This window comes from Roseovarius ramblicola, from assembly GCF_042430665.1.
Taxonomy (GTDB): Bacteria; Pseudomonadota; Alphaproteobacteria; order Rhodobacterales; family Rhodobacteraceae; genus Roseovarius; species Roseovarius ramblicola.
Genome location: NZ_JBHMEC010000008.1, coordinates 362,061 through 378,896, shown reverse-complemented (window position 1 = coordinate 378,896; position 16,836 = coordinate 362,061). Strand labels below are relative to the sequence as shown.

At 68.9% G+C, this 16,836-nt stretch carries 17 protein-coding genes and 1 tRNA gene; 6 read left to right on the top strand and 12 right to left on the bottom strand.

Annotated elements, in window-relative coordinates; genetic code table 11:
• The 7 genes from ACFFU4_RS05360 to ACFFU4_RS05330 form a co-directional block, all read right to left on the bottom strand.
• Positions 1 to 594, bottom strand: a 594-nt coding sequence (locus ACFFU4_RS05360; RefSeq protein ID WP_377067807.1) for a DUF6538 domain-containing protein, incomplete at its 3' end; no start/stop codon positions are given.
• 61 nt (positions 595 to 655) lie between these two features.
• Positions 656 to 730, bottom strand: a tRNA-Phe gene (locus ACFFU4_RS05355).
• Positions 731 to 812: 82 nt separating this feature from the next.
• Positions 813 to 995, bottom strand: coding sequence for a DNA gyrase inhibitor YacG (locus ACFFU4_RS05350; RefSeq protein WP_377067805.1), 183 nt, complete (start codon positions 993 to 995; stop codon positions 813 to 815).
• Complete coding sequence (locus ACFFU4_RS05345) at positions 992 to 2,020, bottom strand: ribonuclease E/G (protein WP_377067803.1); 1,029 nt, start codon at positions 2,018 to 2,020, stop codon at positions 992 to 994. Before ACFFU4_RS05345 ends, ACFFU4_RS05350 begins: the two co-directional genes overlap by 4 nt.
• Positions 2,017 to 2,595, bottom strand: coding sequence for a Maf family protein (locus ACFFU4_RS05340; protein WP_377067801.1), 579 nt, complete (start codon positions 2,593 to 2,595; stop codon positions 2,017 to 2,019). The genes ACFFU4_RS05345 and ACFFU4_RS05340 overlap by 4 nt, the downstream gene beginning before the upstream one ends.
• Before the next feature lie 10 nt (positions 2,596 to 2,605).
• On the bottom strand, positions 2,606 to 2,824 hold the full coding sequence (gene infA, locus ACFFU4_RS05335) for a translation initiation factor IF-1 (protein WP_005978431.1): 219 nt from the start codon (positions 2,822 to 2,824) through the stop codon (positions 2,606 to 2,608).
• A gap of 82 nt (positions 2,825 to 2,906) precedes the next feature.
• A complete protein-coding gene (locus tag ACFFU4_RS05330; RefSeq protein WP_377067791.1) occupies positions 2,907 to 3,791 on the bottom strand; it encodes a carbon-nitrogen hydrolase family protein in 885 nt (294 codons plus the stop codon).
• A gap of 122 nt (positions 3,792 to 3,913) precedes the next feature.
• Between ACFFU4_RS05330 and ACFFU4_RS05325 the strand changes: the two genes are divergently transcribed.
• Positions 3,914 to 4,948: a hypothetical protein gene (locus ACFFU4_RS05325; RefSeq protein WP_377067789.1), complete on the top strand. Its 1,035-nt coding sequence runs from the start codon at positions 3,914 to 3,916 to the stop codon at positions 4,946 to 4,948.
• A gap of 315 nt (positions 4,949 to 5,263) precedes the next feature.
• Here ACFFU4_RS05325 and ACFFU4_RS05320 read toward each other — a convergent pair whose 3' ends face one another.
• The 5 genes from ACFFU4_RS05320 to tsaD form a co-directional block, all read right to left on the bottom strand.
• Entirely contained in the window at positions 5,264 to 6,892 is a 1,629-nt protein-coding gene (locus tag ACFFU4_RS05320) for an AMP-binding protein (protein ID WP_377067787.1), read from the bottom strand.
• A 104-nt stretch (positions 6,893 to 6,996) separates the two neighbouring features.
• Entirely contained in the window at positions 6,997 to 7,416 is a 420-nt protein-coding gene (locus ACFFU4_RS05315; RefSeq protein ID WP_377067785.1) for an EVE domain-containing protein, read from the bottom strand.
• Positions 7,416 to 7,685: a YciI family protein gene (locus tag ACFFU4_RS05310; RefSeq protein ID WP_074785087.1), complete on the bottom strand. Its 270-nt coding sequence runs from the start codon at positions 7,683 to 7,685 to the stop codon at positions 7,416 to 7,418. The genes ACFFU4_RS05315 and ACFFU4_RS05310 overlap by 1 nt, the downstream gene beginning before the upstream one ends.
• The gene (locus ACFFU4_RS05305) at positions 7,685 to 8,641 is read right to left on the bottom strand and encodes an NAD(P)H-dependent glycerol-3-phosphate dehydrogenase (protein WP_377067783.1); all 957 of its coding nucleotides are present in this window, start codon (positions 8,639 to 8,641) and stop codon (positions 7,685 to 7,687) included. The genes ACFFU4_RS05310 and ACFFU4_RS05305 overlap by 1 nt, the downstream gene beginning before the upstream one ends.
• A complete protein-coding gene (gene tsaD, locus ACFFU4_RS05300) occupies positions 8,638 to 9,732 on the bottom strand; it encodes a tRNA (adenosine(37)-N6)-threonylcarbamoyltransferase complex transferase subunit TsaD (RefSeq protein WP_377067781.1) in 1,095 nt (364 codons plus the stop codon). The genes ACFFU4_RS05305 and tsaD overlap by 4 nt, the downstream gene beginning before the upstream one ends.
• Positions 9,733 to 9,809: 77 nt before the next feature.
• Here tsaD and ACFFU4_RS05295 point away from each other — a divergent pair, with 77 nt between their 5' ends.
• The 5 genes from ACFFU4_RS05295 to ACFFU4_RS05275 are packed head-to-tail and all read left to right on the top strand — an operon-like array spanning position 9,810 to position 16,721.
• The gene (locus ACFFU4_RS05295) at positions 9,810 to 10,541 is read left to right on the top strand and encodes a uroporphyrinogen-III synthase (RefSeq protein WP_377067779.1); all 732 of its coding nucleotides are present in this window, start codon (positions 9,810 to 9,812) and stop codon (positions 10,539 to 10,541) included.
• Positions 10,542 to 10,589: 48 nt separating this feature from the next.
• Positions 10,590 to 12,092, top strand: a complete 1,503-nt coding sequence (locus ACFFU4_RS05290; protein ID WP_377067777.1) for a hypothetical protein — start codon at positions 10,590 to 10,592, stop codon at positions 12,090 to 12,092.
• Between the two features lie 19 nt (positions 12,093 to 12,111).
• Positions 12,112 to 13,623, top strand: coding sequence for a heme biosynthesis protein HemY (locus ACFFU4_RS05285; protein WP_377067775.1), 1,512 nt, complete (start codon positions 12,112 to 12,114; stop codon positions 13,621 to 13,623).
• A 27-nt stretch (positions 13,624 to 13,650) separates the two neighbouring features.
• The gene (locus tag ACFFU4_RS05280) at positions 13,651 to 15,384 is read left to right on the top strand and encodes a sensor histidine kinase (protein ID WP_377067773.1); all 1,734 of its coding nucleotides are present in this window, start codon (positions 13,651 to 13,653) and stop codon (positions 15,382 to 15,384) included.
• Positions 15,381 to 16,721, top strand: coding sequence for a sigma-54-dependent transcriptional regulator (locus ACFFU4_RS05275; protein ID WP_377067771.1), 1,341 nt, complete (start codon positions 15,381 to 15,383; stop codon positions 16,719 to 16,721). The genes ACFFU4_RS05280 and ACFFU4_RS05275 overlap by 4 nt, the downstream gene beginning before the upstream one ends.
• Positions 16,722 to 16,836: the final 115 nt, after the last annotated feature.

The following is a 16,836-nucleotide window of genomic DNA, read 5'->3' as shown; positions in this document are numbered from 1 at the left end:
TGCGCCAATCGGCGTATCAACCCAAAGGGCTCCGGTTCCGGCTGGATGAAAGTTCAGTGGCAGGTCAGCACGAACGGTGCCGAAGACCCTTGTGATGCTGCTGCCAGAGAGGCCACGAGCGATCAAGGCATCTCGAAACGCATTCGCATCAGCCTTGGTGTAAGCATCAAGGCTCTTGTCACCACAGACGTCGATGACGTAGCCACAGGACCTCTCCGCAGCTCTGCGGAATGTAACCGGGCGTCCCTTGCCCTTCTGGTGCAGATAAATCCGTACGGCTTCTGACAACAGAACAGATGCGGAAGATACATCAGGCGCAAGAGCGACAGGTTGAGCCGAGGCAGACCCCTCGCCGCGCAGCATGTGTTTTCCAGGCAGTTTCGCGTTCTGGCATCGCAGATGGTACCAATATTCATCGAGCTGATCGGCGGCCTTCCTAGCTCTGGCTTCAGCGATCCTGGCTGACCTCGTGCGCAACGAAAACGCGATCCGGGATGATCTGTAATGACACTTCAGCTCGTTCGGAATGCGGCGGCTGAAGTAGAAAATCCCGTCTTTGACGAAGGTGAATGGGCGCGAAATGGTCTCCGACATGGTCTACGGCTCCTAGCTCAAGTTAAAAGCTGGAGTGTTACCAATGTGTTAGCTGAAGAATTGGTGCCCGGGGGCGGAATCGAACCACCGACACGAGGATTTTCAATCCACTGCTCTACCCCTGAGCTACCCGGGCACGGGTGAGGGTCAGGGACTGGCCCCCGGGTGGGCGTGTCTTAGGCGAGCGGGGGCGGGGTGTCCAGAGGGTTTGCGCGGGCTCAGCGCGGTTTTTGTGCCTCTTTTTCCGCCGCTTCCGCCGCCTCGGCCATCTCTTCGGGATCCGAGGACGGCACGCGGTAGCCTTCGGCGAACCACTTGCCCAGGTCGACATCCGCGCAGCGGCGCGAGCAGAACGGACGGTAGCGCGCCACCGTGCCCTTGCCGCAGATCGGGCAGGTCATCGCATCACCTCCGTCAGAGGCAGGCGCCCGCGCTGGCGCTGCAGCTCGTAATGCCCCAGCGGCGTCCACCCGGCCAGCACCGTCTCGACATCGTCGCGGCGGAACGCGGCGCGCAACGTATCCTCGAACACGCGGCGGTCCCTTTTCGGCATCGGCGCGAGGTCGAGCGTGATCTGCCCGCCGAGACCGCGCAGCCGAAGCTGCCGCGGCAAGGCGCGCGCCAGCGCGATATTGGCCTTGAGCCCGGCGGCGGGGCTGGTGTCGGGGCCGGTGTTGACGTCCACCGCCACCAGCGCGCGCGTCGGCTCGATACAGGCGTTCGCGCCGCCGGGCAGGGACACGCCCGGCGCGCGCAGATCGTCAATCCGCTCAAGCACGCCGCTTTCCGCGAAACAGCCCGGCGCGCGCTCCAGCGCGTCGGGCAGCGGCCAGTCGCGCCAAGCCCGCGCGTGGGGACCATCGCCGTCGAGCAGCTTCTCCGGCCCGCGCCCGGCGTCGTCGCCGGTCACGGCCTCGGCCACCTCGCGCATCTGCGCGATATCGGCGGAAATCTCGTCATCGCCCGCCCCCGCGCAGGCCGACCGCAGGATCAGCCCCATGCCGCTCGCGCCCATCGCTTCCGCCGCGATCTCGTGGAGACGAACGCGCCTCTCCTCGTCGCGAATCGCGCGCGAGACGTTGTGCCCCGGCGCCTCGGGGGTGACGATCGCGTAGCGGCTCTTGAACAGCACGCGCGCGGTCACGGGAATCGCCTTGCCCGGCTCGGCATGGCCCGTCACCTGCACCAGCAGGGCCTGCCCCGGCGCGATACCCTTGACCTGCCGCACGAAGGCATTGCCGTCGGGCGTGCGCAGGAACATGCCGCCCTGCCCCTTGACGGGCCGGTCGGCGATGGCGCGATAGATCGTACCCGGGCGGGGCGTGTCGCCGTCGATCAGCAGGTCGTCGAGCTGCCCGCCGACCATCAGCGCCGCCGCCTCGCGGCCGTCCAGATGATCGAGGGCGATGGTGATGCGCTCTGTCATGGCCACGCCTTCCACAGCGGATAGCCAGCCGCCTGCAACAGCCCCGCCGTCTCGCTCAGCGGCAGGCCGACGATGCCGGTGAATGAGCCCGATATCCACGGGATGAGCGCCCCGGCCATGCCCTGGATGCCATAGCCGCCCGCCTTGCCCTGCCATTCGCCGGAGGCAAGATAGGCGTTGATCTCCTCGTCCGAGAGCCGCTTGATCCTGACCGCGCTCACCACGTCGCGCACCCAAAGCCGTGTGCCGCGCCGCACCGCCACCGCGGTGATGACCCGGTGCCGCCGCCCCGACAGCGCATGGAGGAATTGCGCCGCCTCGCCCGCGTCCGCGGGCTTGCCGAGGATGCGGCGGCCCATGGCGACGGTGGTATCGGCGGCAATAACGATGTCGTCCGCGCCCGCCTCGGTGGCCTGCGCCTTCTCCCGCGCCATGCGCGTGCAATAGGGGCGGGGCAACTCGGCCTTGCCGGGGGTCTCGTCGATCTCGGGCGGGCGGATCGCGTCCGGGATCACGCCAAGCTGCGCCAGCAGGTCGCGGCGGCGCGGGCTGCCCGAGCCGAGGATCAGCGTCACGGCGTCGCGCTCACTTGAAGCGGTAATTGATCCGGCCCTTGGTCAGGTCATAGGGGGTCATTTCCACCTGCACCTTGTCGCCCGCAAGAACCCGGATCCGGTTCTTGCGCATCTTGCCTGCCGTGTGCGCGATGATCTCATGGCCGTTCTCAAGCTCGACCCTGAATGTCGCGTTCGGCAGGAGTTCCTTGACGACACCGGGAAATTCGAGCGTGTCTTCCTTGGCCATGGTCTCTCCTTGCACTTGCGATCCGCCCGTCTGCGGAACGCGCCTTTAAATGCGCCCGTTTCCCACGATTTTCAAGGTCTAATCAGCGCAGGCGCACGGGTGTGACCGTGGCGTCACGACCCGCCTGCTCGTCCCAGTGGCGGCGGTTGAGCACGACGCCATCGGCGCGCACATGGGCCACCGTGCCGATGTCCACCTCGGCCACGGTCCAGCCGGGGCGGTTGAGCGTACCCTCGGCGATCACGCCGGTGGGCGGAAAGCCGGTATCGGGCGGGCCGAAGACGCCGCCCATGCCGGTGTTTTCGTCCACCGCCGGGGACCAGCCCGCATCCCCCACGGTCGAGGCCATGACGGTGACGCATTGCGCCTCGAGCGCGCGGGCCATCGCGCCGATGCGCACGCGGGAATAGCCGGTCAGCGCCTCGGTGCACGAGGGCGCGAGGATCAGGTCCGCCTCGCGCAGCGCACGGCCCAGCAGGGGAAATTCGCAGTCATAGCAGATCAGCACGCCGATCCGGCCCAGCGCGGTGTCGAAGAGCCGCAGCGGACCGCCGGGCACCACGCCCCATTCCTCGCGCTCGAATCGGGTCATGATCTGCTTGTCCTGATGGCCACGCGCGCCGGTGGGGGTGTAGAGCGTGGCGCGGTTCACGGGCCGGTCGCCCAGCGCGGGGTCGAACACCGGGGCCGACGCCCCGAGAATGTGCAGCCCGTGCCGCGCGGCGAGATCGGCGTGCAGGTCGCCCGCATCCGCCATCACCGCGTCCACCGCGTGCAGCGACCGCTCCAGGTCCCCCGCCGCATCGGCCCCGGCGAGCATCGCCAGCTCCATCGCGCCGTATTCGGGAAAGACGGCAAGGTCCGCCCCCTCGGCTGCCGCCCGTGCCACCCAGTCCGACAGCTTGGCGGCATACCCGGTCCAGCTCCCGAGCGGATCGAGGGGATAGGCGGCGGTGGCGATCTTCATGGCGGGCCTCTCGTGGTACCGGGGTGCCCCTCCATATCGTCCCCGCGCGCAACCGTCGAGCAATTGCCGCCATGCGCCACCGCGTGCTACCGTTGGCCGAACGAGGCAGGGCAGCCCGGCACATGAGAAAAACGGCACTCCGGAAATACCAGCGGCTCGAAGCGGCGGCGCTGTGGCGGCCCGAGCCGGGGGCGCAGCGGCTCGATGTCATCGTGTCGCTGGGCGAGGCGACTCTCACCATCACCGACATGCGCGAGCGCGTGCAGGCGCACTGGTCGCTCGCTGCCATCGCGCGCGCAAATCCCGGTGCCGAGCCGGCGCTCTATCACCCCGATGCCGACCCCGGCGAGACGCTGGAAATCGCCGAGGGCGAGACCGAGATGATCGCCGCCATCGAGACCCTGCGCAGCGCCATCGCGCGCCAGCGGCCGCGGCCGGGGCGTCTGCGCCTCGCCGGCATGGCGGCGAGCCTTCTGACGGTGGTGCTGGTCGTCGCGCTCTGGCTGCCGGGTGCTGCGCGCGACCACGCGCTGCGCGTGGTCCCCGGGGCCAAGCGTGCCGAGATCGGGCAGGCGCTGCTCGATCATGTCTACCGGGTGACGGGGCCGCCGTGCCGCACCCCCGGCGGCGCGGATGCGCTCGCCGCGCTTGAGCGGCGGCTGCCGCCCGAGACGGGGCGCGCGCGGCTTACGGTCGTGCGCAGCGGGGTGAAGGGCGCGCTGCGCCTCACCGGCGGCACCGTCCTCCTCAACGCCGATCTCGTCGAGGATCACGACACGCCCGACGCGGTGGCGGGCCACATCATCGCCGCGCATCTGCGCGCCGGGGCCCGCGATCCGCTCGACCGGCTGCTGGCCGATGCCGGGCTGTGGGAGGTGCTGCGCCTGCTGGCCACCGGCAGCCTCGGCGACGACGCCCTGCGCGCCCACGCCGAGGCGCTGCTGCGCGAGCCGCCCGCGCCGCCGCCCGACGCCGCGCTGATCGAGGGCTTCGCCCGCTGGCAGGTGCGCGCCTCGCCCTACGCCTATGCCCGCGACATCACCGGCGAGACGGTCCTGGGCCTGATCGAGGCCGACCCCTTCGCCCGCGACGCCGATCTGCCCCCGATCCTGAGCGACAGCGACTGGCTGCGCCTTCAGGGCATCTGCGGCGGGTAACGCGGCGGCGCGTTGTGCGTTGGTTCTGGCCTTGAGGGGACGTTGGGGTGAGCCGCGCCATCGACAGGCCGCGGGGTGGCGATGTAACGGTTTTTCAGGGCACTTTATGTCTGCTGTCCCGAAAAACCTGTAATCGGTGCGCGAGCTTGGACAAATCGCCAGTCCGTCACGCCGAAGGCGTGCCGCGTATACCGGCGCACCTCCGGTGCGACGGGGCGGCCTGGCAATGGCGCGGCGGGCTTCGCCCTTGATTCCGCGCCGGGACCAGAGAGGCGAACGATAGGTACAGGCCATCAACGCGCAAAGCCCCGCCGCTCACATCTCCTTGGCGATCTGGCGCAGTTCGAATTTCTGTATCTTGCCTGTCGAGGTTTTGGGCAGTTCCATGAACACCACCGCCTTGGGCGTCTTGAACCCGGCCAGCCGCTCGCGGGAAAACGCGATGAGGCCGGCCTCGTCCACCTGCGCCCCGTCCTTGAGCTCGACAAAGGCGCAGGGCACCTCGCCCCATTTCTCGTCCGGTTTCGCCACCACGGCGCAGAGCAGCACCGCCGGATGCCGCATCAGCACGCCTTCGACCTCGACCGACGATATATTCTCGCCGCCCGAGATGATGATGTCCTTGGCGCGGTCGGCGATCTTGAGATAGCCGTCGGGGTGCTGGAACGCGATGTCGCCGGAGTGGAAATACCCGCCCGCAAACGCCTTTTCGGTGGCCTCGGGGTTCTTGAGATAGCCCTTCATCACGCTGTTGCCGCGGATCATGATCTCGCCGAGGCTCTCGCCGTCCATGGGCGTCTGCGTCATGGTCTCGGGGTCCATCGCCGTGATGTCCTCCATCATCGGCATGAGGATGCCGGTGCGCGCCTTGATGGCATAGCGCTCCTCGTCGTTCAGATCGTCCCAGCCGTGCTGCCACAGGCATTCGGTGACATGGCCATAGGTCTCGGTCAGGCCATAGACTTGGGTGACGGTGAACCCCAGCGGCTCGATCGCCGCCAGCGTGGCGGCGGGCGGCGGGGCGCCGGCGGTGAACACGTCCACGACGTGATCAAAGCTGCGCCGCTCCTCGTCCCTGGCATTGACGATCATGTTGAGCACGATGGGCGCGCCGCCGAAATGCGTCACCCCCTCGTCGGCGATGGCATCGTAGATCGCGCGGGCGGTGATGTCGCGGCAGCACACCACCGTGCCGCCCACCAGCGGCATCATCCACACATGGTTCCAGTTGTTGCAGTGAAACAGCGGCACGATGGTCAGGTACTTGGGATAGCGCGGCATCTGCCAGCTCACCACCGTGCCCATCGTCATCAGATAGGCCCCGCGATGGTGATAGACCACGCCCTTGGGCCGCCCGGTGGTGCCCGAGGTATAGTTGAGCGCGAGGCTCTCCCACTCGTCTTCGGGCATGATCCAGTCGAATTCCGGGTCTCCGGTGGCGAGAAACTCCTCGTAGGTCATGTAATCGGAATGCGCGTGCACCCCGGCCCCGTCATCGGGCACCTCGATGATCGCGGGCGCGGGGCGCTCCATGATCTCGAGCGCGGCCCCGAGCACGGGCAGGAACTGCGTATCGCACAGCACCACCCGCGCCTCGCCGTGGTCGAGGATATAGGCGATGGTGTCGGCCTCCAGCCGGGTGTTGATCGCGTTGAGCACCGCGCCCGCCGCCGGCACGCCGAAATGCGCCTCGCAATGGGCGGGGATGTTGGGCAGGATGGCGGCCACCACGTCGCCCGGCTCGACCCCGATATTCACCAGCGCCGAGGCAAGCCGCGAGACGCGCGCGTGGTACTCGGCATAGGTCTTGCGATGGCCGTGATAGACCACCGCCTCGCGGTCGGGAAACACATGCGCGGCGCGCTTCAAATGCGACAGCGGCGTGAGCGGCACGAAATTCGCCGCCGTCCGCCCCAGCCCGGTTTCGTCTTTCATCCACCCCATCGCACGCCTCCCCTGCTTGCGCCACACGCCTTCGGGTGATTAGCAGGAAGCGTGCCCGTCAGGTCAAGTGCCGGTTGGCCCGGCAGCACGGATTGTCCCCCGTATCAGGCCGAAATCCCGGCCATTTCGCAGACGATGCGCCATTCCTCCGCCGTCACCGGCTGCACCGACAGGCGCGCGTTGCGGACCAGAACCATCTCGGACAGGCGCGGATCGGCCTTGATCATGTCGAGCGTGACCGGGGTTTGCGCGGGCTCCAGTGCCTTGATGTCCACGCACTCCCATCGCGGATCGTCGGTGGTGCTGTCGGGATGCGCCTCGGCGATCACCTCGACCGTGCCGACAACCGCCTTTTCCCTTTGCGAATGGTAAAAGAACCCGCGATCCCCCACCGCCATCTCGCGCATGAAATTGCGCGCCTGATAGTTGCGCACGCCGTCCCACTCCTCGCCCGCCGCGCCCTTGGCCACCTGATCGGGCCAGCCCCAGACCGACGGTTCGGACTTGAACAGCCAAAAACCCATCAGATCACTTTCTTCCACGGGATAAGCTCGACCCCGGAAAACAGTTCGGCCTTGGCGTAGGGGTCGTTATTGGCCCACTCCTGCGCCGCCTCCATGTCCTCGACATCGAGGATCACCAGCGAGCCGACCATCTCCCCCTCGTCATTCAAAAGCGGCCCCGCCTGCGACACCACGCCGGTCTCCTTGAGATAGGCGATATGGGCGTCGCGATTGTCGAGACGGGTTTGCAGGGCACCGGGGTGGTCTCGGGCGATCAGGGCAATCAGCATCATTCTTCCTTCAATGGGCGTGAGAGCAGCATATCCATCGCCTCTGTCGCGCGCAATTCTCCGCTGACGAGCGCGGTAACGGCATGGGTGATCGGCATGTCGAGCCCGAGCGCACGGGCACGGGCGAGCACGGCGCGGGCGGTGGCGGCGCCTTCGACGGTGACGGACCTGTCGAAATCCTCGCCGCGCCCGAGGCTCTTGCCATAGCCGTAGTTGCGCGACTGCGCGCTGGTGCAGGTCAGCGCCAGATCGCCGAACCCCGACAGCCCCGCCAGCGTCTCGGGCCGCGCGCCCAAGGCATGGGCCAGCCGGTTCATCTCGGCGAAACCGCGGGTCATCAGCGCGGCGCGCGCGCTCTCGCCCAGCCCCGCCCCCATCACCGCACCGCAGCCGATGGCGATCACGTTCTTGAGCGCGCCGCCCAGTTCCGCGCCGGTGGTATCGGTGGTGCGATAGAGGCGCAGGGTGGGCGTGGTCAGCGTGGATTGCAATCTCTGACCTATCGCCGCATCGGCGCAGGCGAGCGTCAGCGCTGTGGGCAGGCCGAGCGCGATATCGCGGGCAAAACTCGGGCCGGTGAGGATCGCCGGGGTTGCCTCCGCGCAGGTCTGCGCGATCAGGCCGGTGGGGCCGAGGCCGGTGGCAAGATCCATTCCCTTGCAGCAGGCGACGAGGGGTCGCGACCCGAGCGCGTCATGATGATCGGAGAGAAACCCGCCCAGCGTCTGCATCGGCATGGCCAGCAGGCAGGGGGCGTCGCCACCGGGCACCTCGCCCGAGACCACGGTGATCGCCTCGGGCAGGGCAATCCCCGGCAGGCGGCGATCGTTGAAGCGGCTCGCCTGCATCTCGGCGGCGTGATCGGCATCCCGCGCCCAGAGGGTGACGGGACCGTTTTGCGCCAGTGTCACGGCAAGTGCCGTGCCAAACGCGCCCGCGCCGCAGATCAGAGTCATGCCTTCGCCCCCTTCTTGCCACTGCCCAGCATCGCTGGGCTGGCACTGTCCAGCGGCCAGCGCGGTCGCGCCGCAAGCGTCATGTCGTCACGATGACCCTGCGCATAGAGTTCCGCCCCCGCATAGGCGATCATCGCCGCGTTGTCGGTGCATAACTCAAGCGGCGGCGCAAGAAACCGCGCGCCAGCCTCTGCCGCCACGTCCGTCAGCGCCGCGCGAATGGGGCCATTGGCCGCCACGCCGCCCGCGACGGCGATCAGCGGCGCGGCAGGGGCCTCGGCCATGTATAAGCTGAGCGCGCGGCGGGTCTTTTCGGCCAGCACGTCGCAGACCGCCGCCTGAAACCCGGCACAAAGATCGGCCCGGTCCTGTCGCGTCAGCCCGAATTTCTCGGCCACGATCTGATCGCGGGCGCGCAGGAGGGCGGTTTTCAAACCGGAAAACGACATGTCGCAGCCGGGCCGGTCCAGAAGCGGACGGGGAAAGCGCAGGCGGCTCGTGTCACCCGTCGCCGCCTCGCGCTCCACGCTCGGCCCGCCCGGCTGCGGCAGGCCAAGCAGACGCGCGGTCTTGTCGAACGCCTCGCCCGGCGCGTCGTCGATGGTGCCGCCGAGGCGGGCGAAATCCTCCGGCCCGCGCACGATCAGGAATTGGCAATGCCCGCCCGAGACGAGCAGCACGAGGTAGGGAAAGGCCACAGCGTCGGTGAGCCGGGGGGTCAGCGCATGCCCGGCAAGGTGATTGACCCCGATGAGCGGCAGGCCCGCCCCGGCGGCGATCCCCTTGGCGCACATCACCCCGGACAACACCCCGCCGATGAGCCCCGGCCCGGCGGTGACCGCAACCGCGTCCACCCCGGCGAGCGTCAGCCTCGCGCGGGCCAGAGCCTCGCGCACCGCGATATCGAGCTTCTCGGCATGGGCGCGCGCCGCGATCTCGGGCACCACGCCGCCGAAATCGGCGTGCAGCATGGTCTGCCCGTGCACCACCGAGGCCAGCACCGCCGCCGCACCGCCGTCGAGGCGCACCAGCGCCGCGGCGGTATCGTCGCAACTGCTCTCGATCCCGAGTATGGTCAGCGGCGTGTTCATGCCTGCCCCTGTTGCATTGCCCCGCGTGTCTGCGGCAGGTAACAGCTTATCATGAGGCTAACAACGTCGGACCGCCCATGCCCCTGCGCCTGCTCATCACCCGCCCCGAGCCCGCCGCGACCCGCATGGCCAAGGACTTGCGCGGGATGTTTCCGGGTGCGGAGGTGGTCGTCTCGCCCCTCATGCGCATCGCCTGTGGCGGCACCCTGCCCGCTCTTGCGGCGCACGAGGTTTTGATCTTCACATCCCGGCACGGGATCGAGGGGTTTTGCCGCCTGTCGCCCCGCCGCGACCTGCCCGCCTGCACCGTGGGCTGCGCCACGGCGGCAGAGGCGCAGCGGCGCGGCTTCGACGTGCGGGTTGTGGCCGGGGATGCCGAGGCATTGCTCGGCCGGATCGCCACCAAGGGGGTGGCGGGGCCGTTCCTGCACGCGCGCGGCGCGCATGTCGCCGCCGATCTCGCGGGGGCGCTGCGGCGGGCGGGCCACGCGGCGCGCGAGGCGGTGGTCTACGATCAGCAGGCCCTGCCCCTGACCGACGCCGCCCGCGCCATGCTCGATGGCGACGCGCCGGTGATCCTGCCCCTGATGTCGCCGCGCAGCGCCACGCTGTTCTTCGAAGCGGCGGGCACGCCGCGCGCGCCACTGCTCGTCGCGGCGATCAGCCGCAACGTGGCCGCGCGCATCCCCGAAGATGTGGCCCGCCGCGTCGCCGTCGCCGCGTCGCCGGATATCCGCGCATTGCACAACGTGCTGCGCGATCTTGCGAAAGACTCCAAGCGGGTTGAGAGCCACAAGGGGGCGCAGTAAGGTCGGGGTGACAGTCGAGCGTGACAAGATTCGAGAAGGTGGCGTGCCGTGGCAAGAAAGAAGAAATCCCAGACGGATAAACCCGACGCACCCGACGGCGCGACAGAGGACGTGACCCCCCCCGCCACCGCGGCGCAGGACACGCCCGGGACCGCCGGGGCGCAGACCCCCGAGGCCGGACCCGACACGTCGGAGGCAGACACCGGAGACGCGGCGGCCCCTGACACCAACGAGCAGGACAGCTCTGCCAGGGACACGCCACAGGACGCGGAAGGCGAGGTGCCGGAGGCCGACGCCACGCCCGACCCGGAGACCACGCCCGAGGCACAGGCCGGGGAAGAGACCGGGGAAGAGGCCAAGAAAGAGGAAGGGGAAGAGGAAGGGGGACCTTCGGACGACACGTCAGAGACCGCGCAGGACGAGCCGGACACCTCCCCCGGGGATGAGACGGCAGAGGCCGTATCCGACGAAATGGACACACCCCCGGAGGATGAGGCCACAGCCCCCGCCGAGGACGGCACCGCCCCCTCCCCCACAGATCGCGCCGGGGACTCTGCCCCCGTGGTGCGCACCGAGCAGGTCACGATCCGGCAGGGCGGATTCTGGTCGATGCTGATCGGCGGCATCGCGGCAGCCGGGATCGGCGTGGCGGCGGCCCCCTACATCTATCCTCACCTGCCGGTCGGACCCGCGCCCGCGCCCACCCCCGCCCCTGCCCCCGCCGATGACGGCAATGACGCGCTCGCGGCACGGCTCGAAGAACAGGCACAGCGGATTTCCGATCTCGGGGCGCGGATCGACGACATGCCCGCACCGGTCGATCCCTCCGACGAGATATCCGGGCTGAGCGAGACGGTGACATCGCTGGCCGAGCGGGTCGCGAACCTCGAGGTTCAGCTCTCGAATCTTGAGGATCGCCCGGTCCCCGAGATGCCCGAGATCCCCGACACCGCCGCCACCGACGCGGCGCTCGACGAGCTTCGCGACAGCCTCGCTGCGCAGAGCGCCGAGATCGAGGATCTGCGCGCGACGCTTGAGGCCGAGGAACAGGCGGCCCGCGAAAGCGCCCGCGCCACCCTGCAACGCGCCGCACTCACGCGGGTGATGACCGCGCTCGACACCGGCGAGCCGTTCGACGCCGCGCTGACCGACCTGCGCGAGACCGGGGTCACGGTGCCCGACGCGCTGGCAGAGACGGCCGAGACCGGCGTGCCGACACAGGCGCAGCTCGCCGAGGGCTTCCCCGTCGCCGCGCGGGCGGCGCTGTCCGTGGCGCGCGCCGGGGATGGCGAGGGCGGCCTGTCCGTTCGCGGCTTCCTTCAGGCGCAGCTTGGCGTGCGGTCGCTCGAACCGCGCGAGGGCGACGACCCCGACGCCGTCCTGTCACGCGCCGAGGCGGCGCTGGCGGAGGGACGGCTCGGCGACGCGCTGACCGAGATCGAAGCCTTGCCGGAGGACGCGCGTGCGAAACTGTCCGGCTGGGCCGCCGAGGCCGCGGCCCGGCGCGACGCACTGGCCGCCGCCGAGGCGCTGTCGGCGGAACTGAATTGAGTTTGAAAGGGCGGGTCTGATGCTTTGGTCCATCGTTAAGGTTGCAGTATTCATCGCCCTTGTCGGGGCCATCACCTTCGGGGCGTCCTACCTGCTCGAACTCGAGGGGGGCGTGCGCGTCGTCATGGCGGGGATCGAGGTCAACCTCACCCCCATCAAGGCGGTGATTGCGTTGGGCATCCTGGTGCTGGCGATCTGGCTGCTGATGAAGCTGGCAGGGATGCTGGTGGCGGTGATGCGCTTCATCAACGGTGACGAAACGGCGCTGTCGCGCTATTTCGACCGCAACCGGCAGCAAAAGGGCTATCGCGCGCTTGGCGAGGGCGTGCTGGCGCTGGCCTCGGGCGAGGGCGACAAGGCCGTCTTGCAGGCGGCAAAGGCCGAGAAATACCTGCGCAAGCCCGCGCTGACCGACCTGATCACCGCGCAGGGTGCCGAAATGGCAGGCGACAAGGCCAAGGCTGAAGCGGCGTTCAAGCGGCTTCTCACCAACGAAAAAACCCGTTTCGTGGGCGTGCATGGAATCCTCCGGCAGAAGCTGGAAGCGGGCGAGACCGACGCCGCGCTCAAGCTGGCCAAGACCGCCTTTGCGCTCAAGCCCCGGCAGGTCGGGATACAGGACACGCTGTTGCAGCTTCAGGCCGACAAGGGCGACTGGTCGGGCGCGCGCGCGACGCTGGGGGCGAAGCTGAAATACGGCGCGCTGCCGCGCGATGTGCACAAGCGTCGCGATGCCGTTCTGGCGCTATCGGAAGCGCGCGACGTGCTCGACGAGGGCAAGACCATCGAGGCGCGCGAGGCGGCGATCGAGGCCAACCGGCTGTCGCCCGACCTGGTGCCGGCGGCGGTGCTGGCGGCGCGCAGCTATATCGAGGCGGGCAAGAAGCGCGCCGCCGCACGCGTCATCAACAAGGCGTGGCTGATGCGCCCGCATCCCGATCTTGCCGCCGCGTTTGCCGGGATCGAGCCCGACGAGACGCCGCGGGCGCGGCTCAAGCGCTTTGCCAAGCTGCTCAAGGTCCATCCCGACGACCGCGAGACGCGGCTTCTGGAAGCCGAGCTTCACCTCGCCGCCGAGGATTTCCCGGCGGCGCGACGCGCGCTCGGCGACCTGGCCGAGGTGGAGCCGGATTCCCGCGCGCTCACGATCATGGCGGCGATCGAGCGTGGCGAGGGGGCCTCGGATGCCGTGGTCAAGGGCTGGCTGGCGCGGGCGCTGGGCGCGCCGCGCGGCCCGCAATGGTGCTGTGACAATTGTCAGCACATCCATGCCGAGTGGCAACCGGTCTGCGAGAATTGCCATTCCTTCGACACGCTGAGCTGGCGCGCACCGCCCGATACGGCCGTGAGCACGCCCACCGGGCTGGAGATGCTGCCGCTGCTGATCGGTCCGGTCGAAGAGCCCGCGGAAGAGGGCACCGCCGCACAGGGCACCGCCAAGGAGGACGACGAGCAGGTTCCCGATGCCGAGATCGTCGAGGATGCCCGCGGGACGGATGAAGCGGAGCCGACCGGGGAGCGTCGCGCGTGACCGGGCACCGGCGGTGACGGCCCCGCGATGCGCCTGACTCTCCGGGGTCTGGCCGTTCTGACGGCCCTGGGCGTCATCCTTGGCGTGTTTCTGATCTCGCTCGGCTTCTTTCGCTCGGAGGAACGGGCCAAGGCGGAGGGCCGCCTGTCGCTCTATCGCAGCATGGTGATCTCGGAGATCGAGCGGTTTTCGCACCTGACCTATGTGTTGGCGCGCGACCGGCATGTGATGGACACCGCCGCCGGGCGCGCGCCCGGCGTGCTTGACCAAAGGCTTGCAGCCTTTGCCGCGGAATCGGGGCTGGACGCGATCTATCTCATGCGCGCGGACGGTGTGACCATCGCAGCCTCGAATGCCGGCACACTGGAAAGCTTCGTGGGGCAGGATTATGGATTCCGGCCCTATTTCCAGACCGCGCTCGCCGGCGGACAGGGACGGTTCTACGGGATCGGGGCGACAACCGGCCTGCCGGGGTATTTCATTGCCGATCCGGTGCGCGGACCGGGCGGAGAGATTCTCGGCGTGATCGCGATCAAGCTCGACCTCACCGATCTGGAGGAGACGTGGCGCGCGGCGGGAGAGCAGGTGTTGCTTGCCAACCGCGACGGTGTGGTCCTGTTGTCCTCGGATCCCGGCTGGCGGTATCGCGCGCTCGGAGCCCTGGATACGGCGCAGCGCGCGCGGATCGCGCAGGATCGGCAATTTCCGGGGCAGGCGCTCGCACCGCTCGACTGGCGGCCCGCAGACGACGGGCGCGCCGTGATCGGAGGCGCGGAGCGGCTGCACCTCTCCGGCACGTTGACCCCGCATGGCTGGGTGCTGCACTACTTTGCCGATGATAGCGCGGCGGTGACGCGAAGCTGGCTTCTGGCCGGGATCATGACGACGCTGGCCGGGGGCGGGCTGCTTGCGTCGCAGGTGCGACGGACACGGCGGATCGGGGCGGCGCTGCGCCGGTCCGAGGCGGAGGAGGCACAGCTTCGCGAGGCCAACGAACGGCTGGCGGTCGAGATCGAGGAACGCCGGGCCGCCGAGCGGCGGCTGGCGCGGACGCAGGACGAGCTTGAGCGCGCAAGCCGTCTGGCAGCGCTGGGACAGTTGGCCGCCTCTGTCACGCATGAGCTTGGGCAGCCGATTGCGGCGATGCGCAATCATCTGACGGCGGCGGAGATCGGCGGGCAGAGCGAGGGGCGGCTCGCGCCGCGGATCGCCGCAATCGTCGATCGGATGGAGGGGATCACCCGGCAGCTCAAGTTCTTTGCCCGCAATGACCGGGAGGAGTTCGGGCCGGTCGACCTGCTCGCCGCGGTGCAGGCGGCGCTGGCGCTGGTGGAGCCGAATATCGCAAAGGTGGGGGTCAAGACATCGCTCGATGCGCCGGATCGGCCGGTTCTGGTGCGCGGCAATCAGTTGCGGCTGGAACAGGTGCTGACCAACGTGCTGCGCAATGCCGTCGACGCGGTGGAGGATTGTGCCGAGCGGCGGATCGATATCACGCTGGGGCAGGGCGATGGCGCGGGCTGGGTCGAGGTGCATGACACCGGGCACGGTCTGGGGCAGGCGCGCCTTGACGAGTTGCAGGAGCCGTTCGTCACCACGCGCGAAAGCGGGCGGGGCATGGGGCTGGGCCTTGCGATTTCGGCGAATATCGTCAAGGCGCATCAGGGTCGGCTCAGCGCGGGTAACCTTGACCGGGGCGGCGCCATGTTCCGAATCGAGATCCCGCAACAGGGGATGGACGAGGATTTGAGCGCGGCATGAGCACTCCCAAGACCCCCCGCATCCTCGTTGTCGAGGATGACCGCGCAATGCGCCTGTCGCTGGTCGATCTGCTCGATGCGTCGGGCTGGCAGGTGGAGGCGCTGCCCCGCGCCGAGCGGCTGGTCGAGCGGCTGGCGGAGTTTCAGCCGGACGTGATCCTGTCGGATGTGCGGATGCCGGGCATGTCGGGGCTCGAGCTTCTGGACAGTCTGGACCGCGATCTCGCGCCGCCGCTGGTGCTGATTTCGGCGCATGGCGATATCGCGATGGCCGTCGATGCGATGCAGCGCGGCGCCTACAGTTTCGTCGAAAAGCCTTATGAGCCGCGCCGCCTGCTCAACATCCTGCGCCATGCCGCCGATCAGCACGCGATGCGGCGCACGACCGAGAGACTGAAGTCGCGGCTGATGCAACTCTCGGGACTCGACCGGGTGCTGTTGGGGCAGACGCCCGAGACCGCCACCCTGCGCGAGGAGGTGCTCGACCTGTCGCAGAGCGGTGCCGCGGTGATGTTGCAGGGCGAGACCGGCACCGGCAAGGAACTGGTGGCGCGGGCGCTCCATGATCTGGGAGCGCAGGCCGAGGGGCCATTCCTCGCGCTTAATTGCGCCGCGCTATCGGCGGAGGGGTTCGAGGCCGAGATGTTCGGCACCGGAGGCGGGGCCAAGGGGCGGTTGCCGGGGGCGGATGGCGGAACCCTGTTCCTGGATGAAATCTGCACCTGCCCGATGCCGGTGCAGGCCAAGCTGTTGCGGGTGATCGAGGACAAGCGGGTTCTGCCGCTGGGGGCGGAGACGCCGGTGCCGCTGTCGTTCCGGGTGATCTCGGCCACCAACGAGGACGCCGAAGAGGCGGTGCGCGAGGGGCGGCTGCGCGCCGATCTCCTCTATCGGCTCAATACCACGGTGATTGCCCTGCCCACGCTTCGGCAGCGGCGCGATGACGTGATGCTTCTGGCGGCACGGTTCCTTGATGAGTTCGCGCGCGTCTACGAGACCCGCGCGCCCGACCTCACGCCCGAGGACAGCGCGGCGCTTCTGGCGCATGACTGGCCCGGCAATGTGCGCGAGTTGCGCAATGTCTGCGAGCGCCGGGTTCTCATGGCGCGGCGCGGCGGCGGCTCGGTCGCGCAGGCATTGCGGCGCGATCCGGTGAGCGACGATGTGCCCGACACGCTGCGCGCCGCCGTGGCGGCGTTCGAGCGCGAGTTGATCGCCAAGGCGATCACCGCGCATGAGGGCCGGATGGAGGCGGTGGCCGAGGCGCTCGGCATCGGGCGGCGCACGCTCAACGAGAAGATCGTCAAGCTGGGGCTGGACAAGGAGGCGCTGCTGTAGTCACCTTGCGGATATCCGCAGGGCTGCTGCCGGGGCATGCGCGGTTTTCTTCATAGCCATCGGGTCGGGTATGACCCAAGGTAGCGCCCATCATGACGCATGACATCTGGGAGGA